Below are 18,750 nucleotides of genomic sequence, written 5' to 3'. Positions count from 1 at the left end.
TGCCTATTCAATTAAACAACAAATAAGAAACATATTATTAACAAAACATTCCGATTAACGAGGAAGAGGCCGCAATGAAACCTGAAGATTTTCGTACTGATAACAAGCGTCCGTTAACGGGCGAAGAGTATTTAAAAAGCCTGCAGGACGGGCGGGAAATTTATATTTACGGCGAACGCGTTAAAGATGTTACGACACATCCGGCATTCCGCAATGCCGCAGCCTCTGTCGCACAACTGTATGACGCATTACATAAACCGTCGATGCAAGATACCCTATGCTGGAATACCGATACCGGCAGCGGCGGTTATACGCATAAATTTTTCCGCGTGGCGAAAAGCGCAGACGATCTGCGCCAACAGCGTGATGCTATCGCCGAGTGGTCACGCCTGAGTTACGGCTGGATGGGACGCACACCGGATTACAAAGCCGCCTTTGGCTGCGCTCTGGGCGCTAACCCAGCCTTCTACGGCCAGTTTGAGCAGAACGCCCGCAACTGGTACACCCGCATTCAGGAGACCGGCCTGTACTTTAACCATGCTATCGTCAACCCGCCCATTGACCGCCACAAACCTGCCGACGAAGTGAAAGACGTCTATATCAAGCTGGAGAAAGAGACGGACGCCGGGATTATTGTCAGCGGGGCGAAAGTCGTCGCCACTAACTCCGCCCTGACTCACTACAACATGATTGGTTTCGGCTCAGCCCAGGTGATGGGCGAAAACCCGGATTTTGCTCTGATGTTTGTCGCGCCAATGGATGCCGAAGGCGTAAAACTTATTTCGCGCGCCTCGTATGAAATGGTCGCGGGCGCGACGGGCTCGCCGTTTGATTATCCACTCTCCAGCCGCTTTGATGAAAACGATGCCATTCTGGTGATGGACAAGGTGCTGATCCCGTGGGAAAACGTATTAATTTACCGTGATTTCGATCGTTGTCGTCGCTGGACGATGGAAGGCGGCTTTGCCCGTATGTATCCACTGCAAGCCTGTGTTCGTCTGGCGGTTAAACTTGATTTCATTACCGCGCTGCTGAAAAAATCGCTCGAATGTACAGGTACCGTAGAGTTCCGGGGCGTGCAGGCCGATCTCGGCGAAGTCGTGGCCTGGCGCAATATGTTCTGGGCATTGAGCGATTCTATGTGTTCTGAAGCAACCCCGTGGGTAAACGGCGCCTGGCTACCGGACCACGCCGCGCTGCAAACCTATCGTGTGATGGCCCCAATGGCCTACGCGAAAATTAAAAATATTATTGAACGTAACGTTACCAGCGGCCTGATTTACCTGCCTTCCAGCGCCCGCGATCTGAATAATCCGCAAATCGACCAGTACCTGGCGAAATACGTACGCGGCTCTAACGGAATGGATCATGTTGAACGTATCAAAATTCTTAAATTGATGTGGGATGCCATCGGCAGCGAGTTTGGCGGTCGCCATGAGCTGTACGAGATTAACTACTCGGGCAGCCAGGATGAAATTCGTTTGCAGTGCCTGCGTCAGGCCCAGAGCTCCGGCAATATGGATAAGATGATGGCAATGGTCGATCGCTGCCTCTCCGAATACGATCAGAATGGCTGGACGGTTTCGCATTTGCACAATAACGACGACATCAATCAACTGGATAAGCTGCTGAAATAACGCGGCAGGAGGTTCTCATGCAAGTAGATGAACAACGTCTGCGTTTTCGCGATGCGATGGCAAGTCTGGCGGCAGCGGTCAACATCGTAACCACGGCGGGTCACGCCGGACGCTGCGGTATCACCGCAACAGCGGTCTGTTCCGTCACCGATACGCCGCCCTCCGTAATGGTATGTATTAATGCCAATAGCGCCATGAACCCCGTTTTTCAGGGTAACGGCAGGCTGTGCATTAATGTACTTAACCATGAGCAGGAGCTGATGGCGCGCCACTTTGCCGGTATGACGGGGATGGCGATGGAGGAGCGTTTTCACCAGCCATGTTGGCAAAACGGGCCGCTGGGCCAGCCGGTACTTAACGGCGCGCTGGCCGGTCTTGAAGGCGAGATCAGCGAGGTACAAACCATTGGCACGCATCTGGTGTATCTGGTGGCGATCAAAAATATTATCCTTAGCCAGGATGGGCATGGCCTGATTTATTTCAAACGCCGTTTTCATCCGGTCAGACTTGAGATGGAAGCGCCTGTTTAACCGTCACTCATGCCCACAAGCGGGATAACCACCGCTTGTGGGAGAAGAGTCGATACGCTGAAGATTTTTATTCCCGCCGCGATGTTTGCTCGCCATAAATCGCGGCGATTAATACAATCTAAGAGCCTATCCCACCAGGCGTTATTGGCGCAGCCAGTTTGGACACGGACAGCGCGCAAAAACCGGAGCGTACACGTAGTACGTGAGGTTTGACTCGCTACGCTCGCCCTTCGGGCCGCCGCTAGCGGCGTTCAAAACGCTAACGCGTTTTGGCGAGCACTGCCCAGGTCCAAAATGGCAAGTAAAATAGCCCTAATGGGATAGGCTCTAAATTAGCTCCCGCGATAGGTTGAATAACCATACTGACTTAATAACAGCGGCACATGATAGTGCTCATTCGTTTTGCTGATATGAAACTCGACGGGAATCTCCGGGAAAAACGTGTCCAGTTTTTTACTTTCAAAATACTGGCCGGTTTTAAAAATAACGCGATAATCCCCCGGCGCGGCAGCTTTTTCGGGCCACAGTGCTTTAATACGTCCATCCTGGTCGGTATGCCCGGTGTTTAATTGCGTCCATCCGTTATCCTTTTTCTGCTCCAGTACCACCTCCACGCCGGGCGCCGGTTTGCCTGTTTGCTGATCGAGAATATGTACGCTGAGAATATTGTTGCCAGCGGCCAGCGCCATTGCCGGGGCTGCAACAAGAGATGCTATCACGGTAGCCAGTATATATCGTTTCATGCTTCACTCCTTTACGGTATTGATGCAGGAAAATATATCTGGCGCGTCCAGGATTAACCTTACACGGACATGACAATTATGTCATCTTGTTGGAGATTTACGGATTCGCTAACAAGCCTATGGCATACTGCGTCGATGAAGATTTTATTGATTGAAGATAACCAGAAAACCATTGAGTGGGTACGTCAGGGACTCACGGAAGCAGGCTATGTGGTTGATTATGCCTGTGATGGACGAGACGGATTGCACCTGGCCCTTCAGGAACATTATTCATTGATTATTCTTGATATTATGCTGCCGGGGCTTGATGGATGGCAGGTTTTACGCGCGTTGCGCACTGCATATCAGCCCCCTGTTATTTGCCTGACGGCGCGCGACTCGGTTGAGGATCGCGTCAAAGGTCTTGAGGCGGGCGCTAATGATTACCTTGTTAAGCCTTTTTCCTTCGCCGAACTGCTGGCCCGGGTGAGAGCTCAACTCAGACAGCATGTCCCGGTCTTTACCCGACTGACGATCAATGGTCTGGACATGGATGCCACAAAGCAATCGGTGTCACGAAATGGCAAACCGATTTCCCTGACCCGCAAAGAATTCCTGCTCCTCTGGTTACTGGCGTCCCGGGCAGGAGAAATCGTGCCCCGAACCGCGATCGCCAGCGAAGTTTGGGGAATTAACTTTGATAGTGAAACCAACACCGTTGATGTCGCGATTCGTCGGCTGCGCGCCAAAGTAGACGATCCATTTGAAAAGAAGCTCATTATGACCGTCCGGGGGATGGGTTATCGATTACAGGCGGAAACGTCGCAGAATGGTTAAGTTATCAATGACGCTGCGCCTGACAATTTCTTTTATCGCCATACTTATCCTCGCCTGTACCGGCATTAGCTGGACGCTCTATAACGCGCTGAGCAAAGAATTAACGTATCGGGATGATATGACGCTAATAAATCGGGCGGCGCAAATGCAGCAACTGTTACTGGATGGCGCCAGGCCGGAAAATCTGCCGCTCTATTTCAATCGGATGGTGGATACGAAGCAGGATATCTTATTGATCCATTCAGCAACAGGCCACAATGTTGCGATTAATCATAGCGGCATCCCCGACCAACGCTTTAACGAGATTCCGCTGGCTAAAAACATCACCCGCGAAACCTTATTTCGCCAGGCGGTACAAGGCACGGAGCTGACCGCGGTACGAGTAAACGCCAGAAGCGGCGATGACCCGCTGACCCTTACTATCGCCAGGCTGGCGACGGAAAGGCGGCAAATGCTGGCGCAATATCGCCGCAACAGTTTGCTGATGAGCCTTATCGCGATCCTCGTCTGTTCGGCGCTCAGTCCATTAGTCATCAGAAACGGGCTGCGGGCCATTACGTCGCTCAGCCGACTCACCGCGGCGACAGATAGCGGCACACTTCGCCAGCCGTTGGCGGAACAGGCGTTACCCGTTGAGCTCAGGCCGCTTGGACAAGCGCTAAATACCATGCGCCAGAAGCTTTCCGACGATTTTGAACGCCTGAACCAATTTGCCGACGATCTGGCGCATGAGCTGCGCACGCCGGTTAATATTTTACTGGGGAAGAATCAGGTGATGCTGAGTCAGGAACGCAGCGCCGAAGAGTATCAACAAGCCCTTGTCGATAATATTGAAGAGCTGGAGGGACTGTCGCGACTGACAGAAAATATTCTCTTTCTGGCACGCGCGGAGCACCAGAATATAGCGGTAAAAAAACAGCCTGTTTCGCTAAATGCGCTGGTCGAAAATATGCTGGATTATTTTAGCCCCCTTGCCGAGGAGAAGCGCATCTGTTTTATAAATCAATGTCAGGGAACGGTATGGGCTGACGAAATATTATTACAACGAGTGCTCTCAAACCTGCTGACGAATGCCATCCGTTATTCTGATGAAAACGCCGTGATACGTATTGAAAGCGCTTATGATGATAACGTTGCAGAAATTCGGGTCGCTAATCCGGGCAGCCACCCCGCCGATGCGGATAAGCTTTTCCGGCGTTTTTGGCGAGGAGATAATGCCCGCCACACTGCCGGTTTCGGCCTGGGGCTATCGTTGGTTAACGCGATTGCCCTATTGCACGGTGGCTCGGCATCTTACCGCTATGCCGATGAACATAATATCTTTTCGGTTCGTCTGCCTGATAGCGGTGATAGCTAAGGTCAGTACAGGTTCTGTTCCCCTTCCCTGCCACAGGGCTGTGGTTATCAATACAACCTCAATAAAGAGAAAATAAAGGATGCCGGCAAAGAATATTGCTGGCTCGATCACTTTCTCGGTTTCCAATCCAGGGTCAATTCATCCCATAACGCGTTATTCAGTGGGAACCTTTATGAAAAAGTATCTTGCATTCGCCGTTACGCTGCTGGGTATGGGTAAAGTCATCGCCTGTACTACCCTTTTGGTAGGCAATCAGGCTTCGGCTGACGGCTCCTTCATTATCGCACGCAACGAAGATGGCTCGGCAAATAACGCCAAGCATAAGGTTATTCACCCCGTCGCGTTTCATCAACAAGGCGAGTATAAAGCGCATCGCAACAATTTTAGCTGGCCGCTTCCGGAGACAGCGATGCGCTATACGGCAATTCATGACTTTGATACTAACGATAACGCCATGGGTGAAGCCGGTTTCAATTCGGCGGGCGTCGGAATGAGCGCAACGGAAACCATTTATAATGGCAGAGCGGCGCTGGCTGCCGATCCTTACGTGACAAAAACGGGAATCACGGAAGACGCCATTGAGTCCGTGATCCTGCCAGTGGCGCAATCGGCGCGTCAGGGCGCCAAATTACTGGGAGATATTATTGAACAAAAAGGCGCGGGCGAAGGTTTCGGCGTCGCGTTTATTGATAGCAAAGAGATATGGTATCTGGAGACGGGAAGCGGTCATCAATGGCTGGCAGTACGACTTCCGGCAGATAGCTATTTCGTTTCCGCCAATCAGGGGCGTTTACGCCATTACGATCCGAATGATAACGCGAATTATATGGCGTCACCAACATTAGTAAGCTTTGCGAAAAAGCAAGGATTATATGATCCGGCCCGCGGCGAATTCGACTTCCATCAAGCCTATTCGCAGGATAACAAAAACGATACCACCTATAATTATCCGCGCGTCTGGACGCTACAACATCAGTTTAATCCGCATCTGGATACGGTCGTTAGCGAAGGGGAAACATTTCCTGTTTTTTTAACGCCAATAACGAAGATCAGCGTGGCGGCAGTAAAAAACGCGTTACGCAATCACTATCAGGGTACGTCGCACGACCCTTATGCCAGTCATAATCCACAAGAACCATGGCGACCTATATCCGTTTTTCGTACCCAGGAGTCACATATTTTACAGGTCAGACCGAAATTACCGCAGGCTATCGGCAACGTAGAATACATCGCCTATGGAATGCCATCTCTTAGCGTCTATCTCCCCTATTATCAGGGGATGCGTCATTATCAACCCGGAGATGATAAAGGAACCGATCGGGCGAGCAACGACTCTACCTACTGGACATTCCGCACGCTGCAAACGCTGGTTATGCAGGACTACAATGCGTTTGCGCCAGATGTGCAACACGCCTGGAAAACATTTGAACAGCAAACAGCTAAGCAGCAGTATAAGATGGAGCAGAGCTATCTGAGATTATATGCGTCGCATCCGAAAGAAGCGCAACGCTTACTGCAAAATTTTGAAGATAAAACGATGCAAAATGCGCAGACGCTCGCCCGTCGCCTGACCAATAATATTATTACGACAATGACTTACCGTACAGATATGAAATATCACTTTTCAAGTACGCAACCATAAATTTAATGACAATCTATTAGCCACTCATACACAATAAGATAAAGCGGTACCAGAATTAGCCAGATATAAAAGACAATAATTATTATGGATTCATAGAGAGGATAGTTTATGACACTCCAGGCAAATATCAGCAAAGAGATAAAAGCGGCAAAGACCCAGGAGGTATATAAGCACGTTGTTCTTTTCAAAATGGCCGCCTCCTCTCACATAAGACGATAACTACAGCTTATGTCCCGTGTTACATAACTTTTCCCGACAGGCCTCTTTTACCCATGCTGAAAAATTCCGCGTCTTTTCAGATTTCAACGCGAATTCTATCTGTTCAAGCATGGAATAGGAAAAACGAATATTCTTCGTCACGGTCTTACTTGTCCGGGGCTTTGCTGGCATACACACACCTGTATAACATTTGATGTAACGCCGTTACTTTACGCAGGCGTAAATCGGTGAATTTGATCTGAGTCAAGAAGGTGGGTTTTCAATAAAAGTTGTGCCCTAAATTGTGAAGTTTGTAGATTTTATGAACATTTAATGTACCGATCTCCCCCCATGATCGCCACTACGTATGGACGTCAGGATGCCTCCCCGCCTGATCAGAAGCGTTTCCTCATTAAAAAGGTCATTTTTTTAAAGTTCCTGGCGCATAAAAGTCACATCCTTTTAAAGGGTTGTTAACCCTGTTGAATGTTCCCACTCCCCTATTCAGGAATATTAAAAACGCTATGCAAATACAGAGCTTCTATCACTCAGCTTCACTAAAAACCCAGGAGGCTTTTAAAAGCCTACAAAAAACCTTATACAACGGAATGCAGATTCTCTCAGGCCAGGGCAAAGCGCCGGCTAAAGCGCCCGACGCTCGCCCGGAAATTATTGTCCTGCGAGAACCCGGCGCGACATGGGGGAATTATCTACAGCATCAGAAGGCGTCTAACCACTCGCTGCATAACCTCTATAACTTACAGCGCGATCTTCTTACCGTCGCGGCAACCGTTCTGGGTAAACAAGACCCGGTACTAACGTCAATGGCAAACCAAATGGAGTTAGCCAAAGTTAAAGCGGACCGGCCAGCAACAAAACAAGAAGAAGCCGCGGCAAAAGCATTGAAGAAAAATCTTATCGAACTTATTGCAGCACGCACTCAACAGCAGGATGGCTTACCTGCAAAAGAAGCTCATCGCTTTGCGGCAGTAGCGTTTAGAGATGCTCAGGTCAAGCAGCTTAATAACCAGCCCTGGCAAACCATAAAAAATACACTCACGCATAACGGGCATCACTATACCAACACGCAGCTCCCTGCCGCAGAGATGAAAATCGGCGCAAAAGATATCTTTCCCAGTGCTTATCAGGGAAAGGGCGTATGCAGTTGGGATACCAAAAATATTCATCACGCCAATAATTTGTGGATGTCCACGGTGAGTGTGCATGAGGACGGTAAAGATAAAACACTTTTTTGTGGGATACGTCATGGCGTGCTTTCCCCCTATCATGAAAAAGATCCGCTTCTGCGTCAGGCCGGCGCTGAAAACAAAGCCAAAGAAGTATTAGCTGCGGCACTTTTTAGTAAACCTGAGTTGCTTAACAGAGCCTTAGCGGGCGAAGCGGTAAGCCTGAAACTAGTATCCGTCGGGTTGCTCACCGCGACGAATATTTTCGGCAAAGAGGGGACGATGGTCGAGGATCAAATGCGTGCATGGCAATCGTTGACCCAGCCAGGAAAAATGATTCATTTAAAAATCCGCAATAAAGATGGCGATCTACAGACGGTAAAAATAAAACCGGACGTTGCCGCATTTAATATGGGGGTTAATGAGCTGGCGCTCAAGCTCGGCTTTGGCCTTAAGGCATCGGATAGATATAATGCCGAGGCGCTACATCAGTTATTAGGCAATGATTTACGCCCTGAAGCCAGACCGGGTGGCTGGGTTGGCGAATGGCTGGCGAAATATCCGGATAATTATGAGATCGTCAATACATTAGCGCGCCAGATTAAGGATATCTGGAAAAATAACCAACATCATAAAGATGGCGGCGAACCCTATAAACTCGCACAACGCCTTGCCATGTTAGCCCATGAAATTGACGCGGTACCCGCCTGGAATTGTAAAAGCGGCAAAGATCGTACAGGGATGATGGATTCAGAAATCAAGCGAGAGATCATTTCCTTACATCAGACCCATATGTTAAGTGCGCCTGGCAGTCTTCCGGATAGCGGTGGACAGAAAATTTTCCAAAAAGTATTACTGAATAGCGGCAACCTGGAGATTCAGAAACAAAATACGGGCGGGGCGGGAAACAAAGTAATGAAAAATTTATCGCCAGAGGTGCTCAATCTTTCCTATCAAAAACGAGTTGGGGATGAAAATATTTGGCAGTCAGTAAAAGGCATTTCTTCATTAATCACATCTTGAGTCTTGAGGTAACTATATGGAAAGTCTATTAAATCGTTTATATGCCGCGTTAGGCCTGGATGCGCCAGAAGATGAGCCACTGCTTATCATTGATGATGGGATACAGGTTTATTTTAATGAATCCGATCATACACTGGAGATGTGCTGTCCCTTTATGCCATTGCCTGACGACACTCTGACTTTGCAGCATTTTTTACGTCTTAACTACGCCAGCGCCGTCACTATCGGCGCTGACGCAGACAATACTGCTTTAGTGGCGCTTTATCGCTTGCCGCAAACCAGTACCGAAGAAGAGGCGCTCACTGGTTTTGAATTATTCATTTCAAACGTGAAGCAATTGAAAGAGCGTTATGCATAATTAATACGTCACATGCTTTCTTAATGAGATAAAACGCGATACGTATGCCCTTTACAAGAGACAAGACCAGAATCTTTGGTGGAAATGTAAGGGGCAAACGTCCCTCTCTCTCATTTTCTCTGTTTGCGGGAGCATTTTTAGTGTGTATGTATTTCTGCTCATCAGGTTTTTACGCCATCTACACACATTTATTCTGGTATAAGTTTAAATACTGCAAAAAATATTAGTGCTTATTATTTTTTCTTTAAGTAAATTTTCGCTCAACAAACTTAATTGTTTATTCAATGATGATGAAGCGTGAGTTATGCTGGAAATGAAGGAAGCCAATAGCAAGGATAATCTTATTATTCACGGGTGATATTATGAGACATCGTATATTTTTACCATTGCTTCTGGTGTTGTCGGCTACAGCCTTTTCGGCATCGGCGATGGCTGCCAGTGATTCAAAACCCCCACCAGATAATACAAAACACGCCTCCGGTGGCTGGCCGTCAGGCCCCGAAGCATTGATTCGCCCAGGCTGGTGTGACCACTGGCCATCAGATATAGATTTACCACCGGATTGGTGTGAAGTATGTGGTTGTTAATTTTTTACAGAAATCTATAACAACCATATCAGAACTGAGGGTATATCTGGTCATTATGTTTCATCAGTTCCTGATGAACTGAATATGACTTCAGGCTGGCGTGTTTTATTAACGTCAGCCTGATTTTTTACAACATCATATTACTGACTTACAGGCACAGCCAGTGCGTTCTATATCTAAGCTGGTGATTGTAACGACCCCGACAGTACTCCTGCTTCACCGTTATGGCAGAAATCATCGCCTCTTGTCAGATGCCAGACACCTACTCATACCCAACCAAAGCTCTAAATACAAAAATCACCTTATATCTTTTTTTATTATTTCTTGTATAAATGTGACTTGACTCACACCTATAAGGAATCGACTCACTTCCATAAGAAGGAATCAAAATGCCAATAACTAACGCGTCCCCAGAAAATATATTAAGATATTTGCATGCGGCCGGTACCGGTACGAAAGAAGCAATGAAAAGTGCAACTTCACCACGCGGTATACTGGAATGGTTTGTCAATTTTTTTACCTGTGGTGGAGTAAGAAGAAGCAATGAAAGATGCTTTCGGGAGGTAATTGGAAAACTGACTACATCATTATTATATGTAAATAAAGATGCTTTCTTCGATGGTAATAAAATATTTCTGGAGGATGTCAACGGGTGTACTATATGTCTGTCATGTGGAGCAGCATCCGAAAATACGGATCCCATGGTCATTATTGAAGTGAACAAAAATGGAAAAACTGTAACGGATAACGTTGATAGTGAGAGATTTTGGAATGTATGTCGAATGTTAAAGCTGATGAGTAAACATAATATACAACAGCCTGATTCACTTATAACCGAGGATGGTTTTCTGAACCTGCGCGGAGTAAACCTGGCTCATAAAGATTTCCAGGGGGAAGATTTGTCAAAAATAGATGCTTCTAATGCAGATTTCCGTGAAACAACTCTTTCTAATGTAAATTTAGTCGGTGCAAATTTGTGTTGTGCAAATCTACACGCTGTAAATCTAATGGGTTCAAACATGACTAAAGCAAACCTGACTCACGCAGACCTGACTTGCGCTAACATGTCCGGTGTAAACTTAACCGCTGCAATTCTATTCGGCTCAGACTTAACTGACACCAAACTAAATGGTGCGAAATTAGATAAGATAGCTCTAACTTTAGCGAAATCATTAACAGGAGCCGATCTGACAGGTAGTCAACATACCCCTACTCCACTCCCGGATTACAATGATAAGACTCTTTTCCCCCATCCGATATTTTAGTCGAGATAAAGGGATTTTATAAACAAGAAGTATTCAAGCAGAAGCCCCCCTTGTTTTATTAAATAAACCCCGCCCCTAAGTTTCATTATAAATAACATTTTCAGCGTATTACTTGTTGGCTTTGTCTGAATCATAGCGTTACCTGTATGTGGCACATTAACTAAAAACACTATTATTGTTTAATTTAAATAATTCATAATTGTAGTCAGGGAATAAGAAGTTATGCTTCCGGTCACCTACAGATTAATACCTCAAAGCGGAGTATCCACATATGGATTAAATACCGCAGATACACCTGTTTTCCCCGATATTCCCGAACATGCACCAAACCCCTCACGGCTACGCCTTGCTCATGACAGCCTTGCCATAAACAGTGAATTCCGTCTGGAGCCAGATTGTGTGGTGGAGTACCTTATCTCAGGCGCGGGTGGAATAGACCCTGATACAGAAATTGATGACGACATTTATGACGAATGCTACGATGAACTATCCTCCGTACTTCAAAATGCGTACACCCAAAGCGAAACATTCCGCAGACTGATGAATTACGCATATGAAAAAGAACTACATGATGTGGAGCAGCGCTGGCTACTGGGGGCAGGCGAAGCCTTTGAAACTACCGTGGCTCAGGAACACTTCAAACTTTCAGAAGGCAGGAAAGTTATTTGTCTCAATCTGGACAATTCTGATGATTCATATACCGAACATTATGAAAGTAACGAAGGACTACAACTTTTTGACACAAAACGTTCATTTATTCATGAAGTTGTACATGCACTGACCCATCTTCAGGATAAAGAAGAAAATCATCCAAGAGGCCCTGTTGTCGAATATACCAACATTATTCTGAAAGAGATGGGGCATCCTTCACCTCCCAGAATGGTCTACATCTTCAATAAATAGACACATCAGGAAACGAAAAGAAACTAAAAACCCACGTAGTCCGTTTTTTCGGGAAATGTTCTGGCAGTATTTTCTAACTATATTCTAAGCGCCCAAAAAACAAAGGGGTTACCTTTCGGTAACCCCTTGTTTAATCTGGCGGAAGCGCAGAGATTCGAACTCTGGAACCCTTTCGGGTCGCCGGTTTTCAAGACCGGTGCCTTCAACCGCTCGGCCACACTTCCGGAATGAGGCGCACTATAAACATCCCGGTGCGTCATGTAAAGACCGAATGTGTTCGTTTGCGTGAAAAACAGGCAAAATTTCGTTAATTGCCTGAAATAGCGGCACATTGACCATTTCTTCAACACAAAGCTGGCTGAATACGTGTTGATCGCCTCCACTGTTTCACCGCTGTGATTAGCGATTTTTTATCGGTAACGCGTGGTTAGCGCTGCCGCCTGTTTTATGGCGTAGCGCCAGGCATGAGCAGACCGTTTTAACGACGGTAATCACCTGAAATCTCTTAAGGAAACTAAACGTAAACGAATGCGTAAAGATGGGTAAAACCACTGGGTGACAGTGACTGTTTTTATTATTCTCCTTTATTAATTACATCTGTCATAAGAGAGTGACTAATGGATCGTATCATTACATCATCGCGTGATCGTAGCTCGACATCATCGCGTGATCGTAGCTCGCTACTGAGTACGCACAAAGTACTGCGCAACACCTATTTTCTGTTGAGCCTGACGCTGGCTTTCTCCGCAATTACCGCGACAGCCAGTACGGTACTGATGCTGCCCTCCCCCGGCCTGATTCTGACGCTGGTCGGTATGTATGGGCTGATGTTCCTGACCTATAAAACCGCCAATAAGCCGGTCGGTATCCTGTCTGCTTTTGCGTTTACCGGCTTCCTCGGCTATATCCTGGGCCCGATTCTTAACGCCTATCTGTCAGCAGGCATGGGCGATGTGATTGGCCTGGCGCTGGGTGGTACCGCGTTAGTATTTTTCTGCTGCTCCGCTTACGTTCTGACCACCCGTAAGGATATGTCTTTCCTGGGCGGTATGCTAATGGCCGGGACCGTCGTCGTGCTGATTGGTATGGTGGCGAATATTTTCCTGCAACTGCCTGCATTGCACCTGGCGATTAGCGCGGTGTTTATCCTGATTTCCTCGGGCGCTATCCTGTATGAAACCAGTAACATCATTCACGGCGGTGAAACCAACTATATTCGTGCGACCGTCAGTCTGTACGTTTCGCTGTACAACAACTTTGTCAGCCTGCTCAGCATTCTGGGCTTCGCCAGCCGCGACTAATCGACATTCCCCTCTTCCAGCCCTGCTTATGCAGGGCTTTATTTTTTGCTACACTGCCGTCCGTGTTGATTACGCAGTGAAACGTTATGTTGATCTTTGAAGGTAAAGAAATCAGTACTGATAGCGAAGGCTATCTGAAAGAGACGACGCAGTGGAGTGAAGCGCTGGCAGTCGCTATCGCCGCCAATGAAGGCATTGAGCTCTCTGCGGAACACTGGGAAGTCGTGCGCTTCGTGCGCGAATTTTACCTGGAGTTTAATACCTCTCCCGCCATCCGAATGCTGGTAAAAGCGATGGCGAATAAGTTCGGCGAAGAAAAAGGCAACAGCCGCTATCTGTATCGTCTGTTCCCGAAAGGCCCGGCAAAGCAAGCGACCAAAATCGCCGGTCTGCCCAAGCCGGTAAAATGTATTTAATACCGAATACTAAATCCTGTTAGCGTCTCGCGAGGGCTGTGCGGTTCAGTGAGGATTTTGTCCACACGAGCAGAGCGCGGTCCGCCTTCTTTCAGCCACTTGATGAGCTTTTCTACCTGCGCCGCGTCGCCACAGGCCACCACTTCTACGCTTCCGTCATCCATATTCTTCGCATAGCCGGTTAACCCCAGCCGCTGCGCCTCATGCTGCGTGGTATAGCGAAACCCGACGCCCTGAACGCGACCATAAACCCAGGCGATAATGCAGACGTTCGACATGATGGTTCTCCTTTCATAATCAACGGTGAAGACGCATACAGGACATACTTAACGTACCTGACTGGGCAGACACCCATAATGTTGGCGGAATCTGGCCGTAAATCGCGACCCCGACAGGTAGCCGCACCGTAGCGCTATTTCGCCGATCGGCAGCGTCGTCGATTGCAGTTGAGAAAGCGCGCAGGACATGCGTACCTCTTCAATAATTTGCCGATAACTCTGCGATTCGCGCTGCAAACGCCGACGCAGCGTCGATGTTCCCATAGCAAGGCGGCGGGCTATCTCCTGGGCTGTCCATAGCTTAGCAGGTGAGAGCATAATCAGTTGCCGCACCTGCTCCGTGAGGGTGTAACGCCGTTCAATAAGCAGCGGTCCTGCCGCGCCATCATGCAAAAGCGCTAACAGTAACCCCATCGCCTGATGTTCCTGTAGCCCAACGGGCAACCCCTGGCGCACAGCATCCAACACGTTCTCCCACATAAATGTCAGGCTACGGCTCATCGGCGTACACAGCGATGTCAGGTTTGCCGGTGGATAATCCTGAACATACATCGTTTTAAAGCGAGCAATAATCTCCGGTGAAAGTAACAACAGGTCGGAGCGAAAACCGTTCTGCGCAGGCTGATTAATAATCTCCAGCGGCGTGTTCGCCGGAATAATAATTAACTCGCCAGGCCCGGCGACAAGGCGGCTATCATCCTGAATGATGACTTTACTGCCCTGCGTAATATGGCAGATCGCGGCGGAAAAAAGCGTAACACGATGCAAACGGTGCAGATGACTGGAACGCACCTCTGCCGTCGTAAGATCCTGATGTCGAATATGCATCTCCTGCACCGTGCCGTCCTCTGTTTTACCTTCCGTATGTGGCCGTGAATTGTGCTTTCGCAATCACATGCGCGTTAAGCATAAACCCTACCAACGCGCCACTCGACTCACTGTCGAGCGGCAGTGTTGCCGTATTCAGCGCCCACACAGTAAACTGATAGCGATGAGGCTCATCGCCCGGCGGCGGACAGGCGCCGCCAAAGCCAGCATAACCGAAATCATTACGTCCCTGCACCACTCCAGCGGGTAACGTTTTTTTATCAGCCCCCGTCGGCAGGTCGTGAATCTGCGCAGGAATATTCACCATCGTCCAGTGCCACCAGCCGCTTCCGGTGGGCGCATCAGGATCGAAGACGGTAATAGCGTAGCTTTTGGTTCCGGCAGGCGGATTGCGCCAGCTCAGCTGCGGCGAAATATTTTCTCCGCTACAACCAAATCCTTTAAAGACATGCTGTTGCGTTAAACGAAAATCCGCCGGAATATCCGCGCTACTGAGGCTAAACGCCGACGCGGCAGATACGCCGCCACTCAATGCCATCATTGCGGCTGCGGTCAAAGAGAAGACTGTTTTCATTGTATTTCCTTCTTCATGTAAAGAAATAACACTATAAAAAGCGCCCCCTGAAGAAACTGTGCCTTTACGATTCTATTTTGTGCAGAAACGCTCACCACTATACGCTGATGATTGCCCCTCTTATCTGTGCTACCCTACGCGCCATTTCGTTTTCACGGTCCCTGGCTGGAGCTATCATCCGGCTCGCGTCACTGTTTGTGAGAGGTTACTCCGCATGACTGAATCTACATTTCCGCAATATCCCCGTTTAGTCCTCAGCAAAGGGCGAGAAAAATCTTTACTCCGCCGCCACCCATGGGTCTTTTCCGGCGCCGTCTCCCGCCTGGAAGGCAAAGCCAACCTCGGTGAAACTATCGATATCGTCGACCATCAGGGAAAGTGGTTAGCACGCGGCGCCTGGTCGCCAGCATCCCAGATCCGCGCGCGCGTCTGGACATTTGATAAAGCAGAATCCATTGACATTGCGTTTTTCACCCGTCGCCTGCGCCAGGCGCAGCAGTGGCGCGACTGGCTGGCGAAAAAAGACGGCCTGGATAGCTATCGTCTGATCGCCGGTGAGTCCGATGGCCTGCCTGGCGTCACTATCGATCGTTTTGGTCATTTTTTGGTGCTGCAACTGCTCAGCGCCGGGGCCGAATATCAACGCGCCGCATTAATTAGCGCGCTGCAAACATGCTATCCGGATTGCGCTATTTACGATCGCAGCGACGTCGCCGTGCGGAAAAAAGAAGGGATGGCGCTGACGCAAGGTCCGGTCACTGGCGAACTGCCGCCTGCGCTTTTGCCAATTGAAGAACACGGTATGAAATTGCTGGTCGATATCCAGGGCGGCCACAAAACCGGTTATTATCTTGATCAGCGCGACAGTCGTCTGGCGACGCGCCGCTACGTGGAAAATCAGCGGGTACTGAACTGCTTCTCTTATACCGGCGGTTTTGCCGTGTCGGCGTTAATGGGCGGTTGTCGCCAGGTTGTCAGCGTGGATACCTCACAGGATGCGCTGGATATCGCCAGGCAAAACGTTGAACTGAACCAACTGGACTTGAGCAAAGCCGAATTCGTGCGCGACGACGTGTTTAAGTTGCTGCGCGCTTACCGTGAACACGGCGAAAAATTCGACGTCATCATCATGGACCCGCCCAAATTCGTTGAAAATAAAAGCCAGTTAATGGGTGCCTGTCGGGGCTATAAAGACATTAACATGTTAGCGATTCAACTGCTCAATCCGGGCGGCATACTGCTGACATTCTCTTGCTCCGGACTGATGACCAGCGATTTATTTCAGAAAATCATTGCCGATGCCGCAATAGATGCCGGTCGTGATGTACAATTTATAGAGCAGTTCCGTCAGGCCGCCGATCACCCGGTGATCGCCACCTACCCGGAAGGGCTGTATCTGAAAGGGTTTGCCTGTCGCGTCATGTAACTTGAAAAGTGGAATAGTATCCTCATATAAAGGGTATCTATTTCCCGGGAGGTGACTATGATAGCCAGCAAATTCGGTATCGGCCAACAGGTCCGCCATTCCCTGTTAGGTTACCTCGGAGTGGTCGTCGATATCGACCCGGAATATTCGCTTGATGAACCGTCGCCTGATGAACTGGCGGTTAACGACGAACTTCGCGCCGCTCCGTGGTACCACGTGGTAATGGAAGATGATGATGGTCAGCCAGTGCATACTTATCTGGCCGAGGCCCAGTTGCGAAGCGAAATGCGGGACGAGCATCCAGAACAGCCATCGATGGATGAACTGGCGCGTACCATTCGCAAGCAGCTTCAGGCGCCGCGACTACGTAACTGATTGTATGTAAAAGGCCGGAGAGCGATATCCGGCCATTTAAACTTTTATTTCGCCAGCCCCAGGCGAGGGATCTCAATCGCCGGGCAGCGATCCATCACCACGGTCATGCCTGCATCCCGCGCCAGTACCGCCGCCTGTTCATTGATCACGCCAAGCTGTAGCCACAGCGTTTTTGCGCCGATGGCGATAGCTTCCTGTGCGACGCCCCATGCAGCTTCAGAGTTGCGAAAAACATCCACCATATCGACTTTTTCGGGAATGTCCGCCAGCGTGGCATACCCCTGTTGCCCCAGTAATGTCTTACCCGCGACTTTTGGCGCAACCGGAATCACATGGTAGCCCTGTTCAAGCAGGTATTTCATTACCCGATAACTTGGACGATCGGGTTTATCGCTCGCACCTACCAGCGCGATAGTGCGAGTGGACGTCAAAACATCAGCAATATCGGTCTCTTTCATCATCTTTCTCCTGGCTGTTTTGCAAAGTGTACGACAAACCTGACATAGCAACCATTCATCCCATACCGATGTATGAGAGCAAAACGCCAAAATATGTCTATATGTTAGTAAACATGATCTAAGAAAAATTTCGATACATTATTAGCCAGACGGCCTTTGGACAGGAGAACCTTATGAAAACCGGCGCGCTAACCACCTTCCTTGCTCTCTGTTTGCCGGTGACTGTTTTTGCTACAACGCTCCGTTTGTCGAATGAGGTTGATCTGCTGGTGCTGGACGGCAAAAAGGTGTCCAGCTCTTTATTACGCGGCGCAGAGAGCATCGAACTGGAAAACGGGCCGCATCAACTCGTTTTCCGGGTGGAAAAAACCATCCGCCTGCCCGGTAATGAAGAGCGGCTTTATATTTCTCCGCCGCTGGTGATAAGCTTCGATACCCAGCTGATAAGTCAGGTCAATTTTCAGCTCCCGCGGCTGGAAAACGAGCGCGAAGCCTCGCATTTTAACGCGGCGCCGCGTCTGGCACTTTTGGACGGCGACGCCATGCCCATTCCGGTAAAACTCGATATTCTGGCCATTACTTCTACGGCTAAAGTGGTCGATTATGAAATAGAGACCGAGCGTTATAATAAATCGGCGAAACGCGCCTCGCTTCCTCAGTTCGCCACGATGATGGCAGACGACAGCACGTTACTTTCCGACGTCTCAGAGCTTGATACCGTACCGCCGCAATCACAAACCCTGACAGAACAGCGGCTGAAATATTGGTTCCGACTGGCCGACCCGCAGACACGCCATCATTTTCTGCAATGGGCGGAAAAACAGCCGCCCTCTTGATATGAGTTGTCC

The 18,750-nt window shown here is 48.9% G+C and carries 22 protein-coding genes, 1 tRNA gene and 1 pseudogene; 16 read left to right on the top strand and 8 right to left on the bottom strand.

The window, feature by feature from the left end; all coding sequences use genetic code 11:
- The first annotated feature begins 74 nt into the window (after nt 1-74).
- Nucleotides 75-1,637, top strand: a complete 1,563-nt coding sequence (gene hpaB, locus NA197_RS12775; RefSeq protein WP_000801496.1) for a 4-hydroxyphenylacetate 3-monooxygenase, oxygenase component — start codon at nt 75-77, stop codon at nt 1,635-1,637.
- Nucleotides 1,638-1,654: 17 nt separating this feature from the next.
- The gene (locus NA197_RS12770; RefSeq protein ID WP_001195556.1) at nt 1,655-2,167 is read left to right on the top strand and encodes a 4-hydroxyphenylacetate 3-monooxygenase reductase subunit; all 513 of its coding nucleotides are present in this window, start codon (nt 1,655-1,657) and stop codon (nt 2,165-2,167) included.
- Nucleotides 2,168-2,499: 332 nt separating this feature from the next.
- Here the strand turns inward: NA197_RS12770 and hiuH are convergent, their stop codons facing one another.
- A complete protein-coding gene (gene hiuH, locus NA197_RS12765; protein WP_000833188.1) occupies nt 2,500-2,910 on the bottom strand; it encodes a hydroxyisourate hydrolase in 411 nt (136 codons plus the stop codon).
- A 135-nt stretch (nt 2,911-3,045) separates the two neighbouring features.
- Here hiuH and hprR point away from each other — a divergent pair, with 135 nt between their 5' ends.
- From hprR to NA197_RS12745, 4 genes are all read left to right on the top strand, one after another.
- Nucleotides 3,046-3,726 (top strand): response regulator transcription factor HprR, encoded by a 681-nt coding sequence (gene hprR, locus NA197_RS12760; protein WP_001579225.1) that lies wholly within the window; start codon nt 3,046-3,048, stop codon nt 3,724-3,726.
- Nucleotides 3,719-5,083: a heavy metal sensor histidine kinase gene (locus tag NA197_RS12755; protein ID WP_023234508.1), complete on the top strand. Its 1,365-nt coding sequence runs from the start codon at nt 3,719-3,721 to the stop codon at nt 5,081-5,083. The genes hprR and NA197_RS12755 overlap by 8 nt, the downstream gene beginning before the upstream one ends.
- 172 nt (nt 5,084-5,255) lie before the next feature.
- Nucleotides 5,256-6,725 (top strand): C69 family dipeptidase, encoded by a 1,470-nt coding sequence (locus tag NA197_RS12750; RefSeq protein ID WP_000760235.1) that lies wholly within the window; start codon nt 5,256-5,258, stop codon nt 6,723-6,725.
- Between the two features lie 108 nt (nt 6,726-6,833).
- Complete coding sequence (locus tag NA197_RS12745) at nt 6,834-6,944, top strand: hypothetical protein (protein WP_023234507.1); 111 nt, start codon at nt 6,834-6,836, stop codon at nt 6,942-6,944.
- Here NA197_RS12745 and NA197_RS12740 read toward each other — a convergent pair whose 3' ends face one another.
- Nucleotides 6,945-7,115 (bottom strand): YlcI/YnfO family protein, encoded by a 171-nt coding sequence (locus tag NA197_RS12740; protein ID WP_001111006.1) that lies wholly within the window; start codon nt 7,113-7,115, stop codon nt 6,945-6,947.
- A gap of 332 nt (nt 7,116-7,447) precedes the next feature.
- On the opposite strand from NA197_RS12740, the gene sopB reads away from it, so the two are divergent.
- Entirely contained in the window at nt 7,448-9,133 is a 1,686-nt protein-coding gene (sopB, locus tag NA197_RS12735; protein ID WP_023234506.1) for an SPI-1 type III secretion system effector inositol phosphate phosphatase SopB, read from the top strand.
- 16 nt (nt 9,134-9,149) lie between these two features.
- On the top strand, nt 9,150-9,491 hold the full coding sequence (gene sigE, locus NA197_RS12730; RefSeq protein WP_000444723.1) for a type III secretion system chaperone SigE: 342 nt from the start codon (nt 9,150-9,152) through the stop codon (nt 9,489-9,491).
- Here the strand turns inward: sigE and NA197_RS12725 are convergent.
- Nucleotides 9,451-9,725 (bottom strand): annotated as a pseudogene (locus tag NA197_RS12725) (hypothetical protein). The gene sigE and the pseudogene NA197_RS12725 sit on opposite strands and share 41 nt — an antisense overlap.
- Before the next feature lie 128 nt (nt 9,726-9,853).
- Between NA197_RS12725 and NA197_RS12720 the strand changes: the two are divergent.
- The 3 genes from NA197_RS12720 to pipA all read left to right on the top strand — a co-directional run bounded on the left by NA197_RS12720 (nt 9,854) and on the right by pipA (nt 12,246).
- The gene (locus NA197_RS12720) at nt 9,854-10,078 is read left to right on the top strand and encodes a PagK family vesicle-borne virulence factor (RefSeq protein ID WP_071785842.1); all 225 of its coding nucleotides are present in this window, start codon (nt 9,854-9,856) and stop codon (nt 10,076-10,078) included.
- Between the two features lie 389 nt (nt 10,079-10,467).
- Nucleotides 10,468-11,343: an SPI-2 type III secretion system effector PipB gene (gene pipB, locus NA197_RS12715; RefSeq protein WP_001579206.1), complete on the top strand. Its 876-nt coding sequence runs from the start codon at nt 10,468-10,470 to the stop codon at nt 11,341-11,343.
- A gap of 222 nt (nt 11,344-11,565) precedes the next feature.
- Entirely contained in the window at nt 11,566-12,246 is a 681-nt protein-coding gene (gene pipA, locus NA197_RS12710) for a type III secretion system effector protease PipA (RefSeq protein ID WP_064043058.1), read from the top strand.
- Between the two features lie 136 nt (nt 12,247-12,382).
- Here the strand turns inward: pipA and NA197_RS12705 are convergent.
- Nucleotides 12,383-12,470 (bottom strand) — tRNA-Ser (locus NA197_RS12705).
- Nucleotides 12,471-12,863: 393 nt separating this feature from the next.
- On the opposite strand from NA197_RS12705, the gene yccA reads away from it, so the two are divergent.
- Together yccA and tusE are read left to right on the top strand one after the other, a co-directional pair.
- Nucleotides 12,864-13,547 (top strand): FtsH protease modulator YccA, encoded by a 684-nt coding sequence (gene yccA, locus NA197_RS12700; protein WP_438796694.1) that lies wholly within the window; start codon nt 12,864-12,866, stop codon nt 13,545-13,547.
- 86 nt (nt 13,548-13,633) lie between these two features.
- Nucleotides 13,634-13,963 (top strand): sulfurtransferase TusE, encoded by a 330-nt coding sequence (tusE, locus tag NA197_RS12695; RefSeq protein ID WP_000904446.1) that lies wholly within the window; start codon nt 13,634-13,636, stop codon nt 13,961-13,963.
- Here tusE and yccX read toward each other — a convergent pair.
- Genes yccX through NA197_RS12680 form a run of 3 tightly spaced genes read right to left on the bottom strand, consistent with a single transcriptional unit; the run spans nt 13,960 to nt 15,643 of the window.
- Nucleotides 13,960-14,241: an acylphosphatase gene (gene yccX / locus NA197_RS12690; protein WP_000072884.1), complete on the bottom strand. Its 282-nt coding sequence runs from the start codon at nt 14,239-14,241 to the stop codon at nt 13,960-13,962. The two genes, tusE and yccX, sit on opposite strands and share 4 nt — an antisense overlap.
- A gap of 48 nt (nt 14,242-14,289) precedes the next feature.
- Nucleotides 14,290-15,069, bottom strand: a complete 780-nt coding sequence (locus tag NA197_RS12685) for an AraC family transcriptional regulator (protein WP_000548080.1) — start codon at nt 15,067-15,069, stop codon at nt 14,290-14,292.
- 25 nt (nt 15,070-15,094) lie between these two features.
- Nucleotides 15,095-15,643, bottom strand: a complete 549-nt coding sequence (locus tag NA197_RS12680; RefSeq protein ID WP_052931637.1) for a YbhB/YbcL family Raf kinase inhibitor-like protein — start codon at nt 15,641-15,643, stop codon at nt 15,095-15,097.
- Nucleotides 15,644-15,857: 214 nt separating this feature from the next.
- On the opposite strand from NA197_RS12680, the gene rlmI reads away from it, so the two are divergent.
- Together rlmI and hspQ are read left to right on the top strand one after the other, a co-directional pair.
- Nucleotides 15,858-17,069: a 23S rRNA (cytosine(1962)-C(5))-methyltransferase RlmI gene (gene rlmI / locus NA197_RS12675; protein ID WP_000140480.1), complete on the top strand. Its 1,212-nt coding sequence runs from the start codon at nt 15,858-15,860 to the stop codon at nt 17,067-17,069.
- 57 nt (nt 17,070-17,126) lie between these two features.
- On the top strand, nt 17,127-17,444 hold the full coding sequence (gene hspQ / locus NA197_RS12670) for a heat shock protein HspQ (protein WP_000561983.1): 318 nt from the start codon (nt 17,127-17,129) through the stop codon (nt 17,442-17,444).
- Between the two features lie 44 nt (nt 17,445-17,488).
- Here hspQ and NA197_RS12665 read toward each other — a convergent pair whose 3' ends face one another.
- Complete coding sequence (locus NA197_RS12665; protein WP_001537782.1) at nt 17,489-17,902, bottom strand: CoA-binding protein; 414 nt, start codon at nt 17,900-17,902, stop codon at nt 17,489-17,491.
- 173 nt (nt 17,903-18,075) lie between these two features.
- On the opposite strand from NA197_RS12665, the gene NA197_RS12660 reads away from it, so the two are divergent.
- Entirely contained in the window at nt 18,076-18,738 is a 663-nt protein-coding gene (locus NA197_RS12660) for a DUF2057 family protein (protein WP_000847732.1), read from the top strand.
- Nucleotides 18,739-18,750: the final 12 nt, after the last annotated feature.

The organism is Salmonella sp. NW884 (assembly GCF_051700745.1).
GTDB lineage: Bacteria > Pseudomonadota > Gammaproteobacteria > Enterobacterales > Enterobacteriaceae > Salmonella > Salmonella enterica.
Note: the sequence above shows the minus strand (reverse complement) of the source record. Positions and strands in the feature narration are given on the sequence as shown.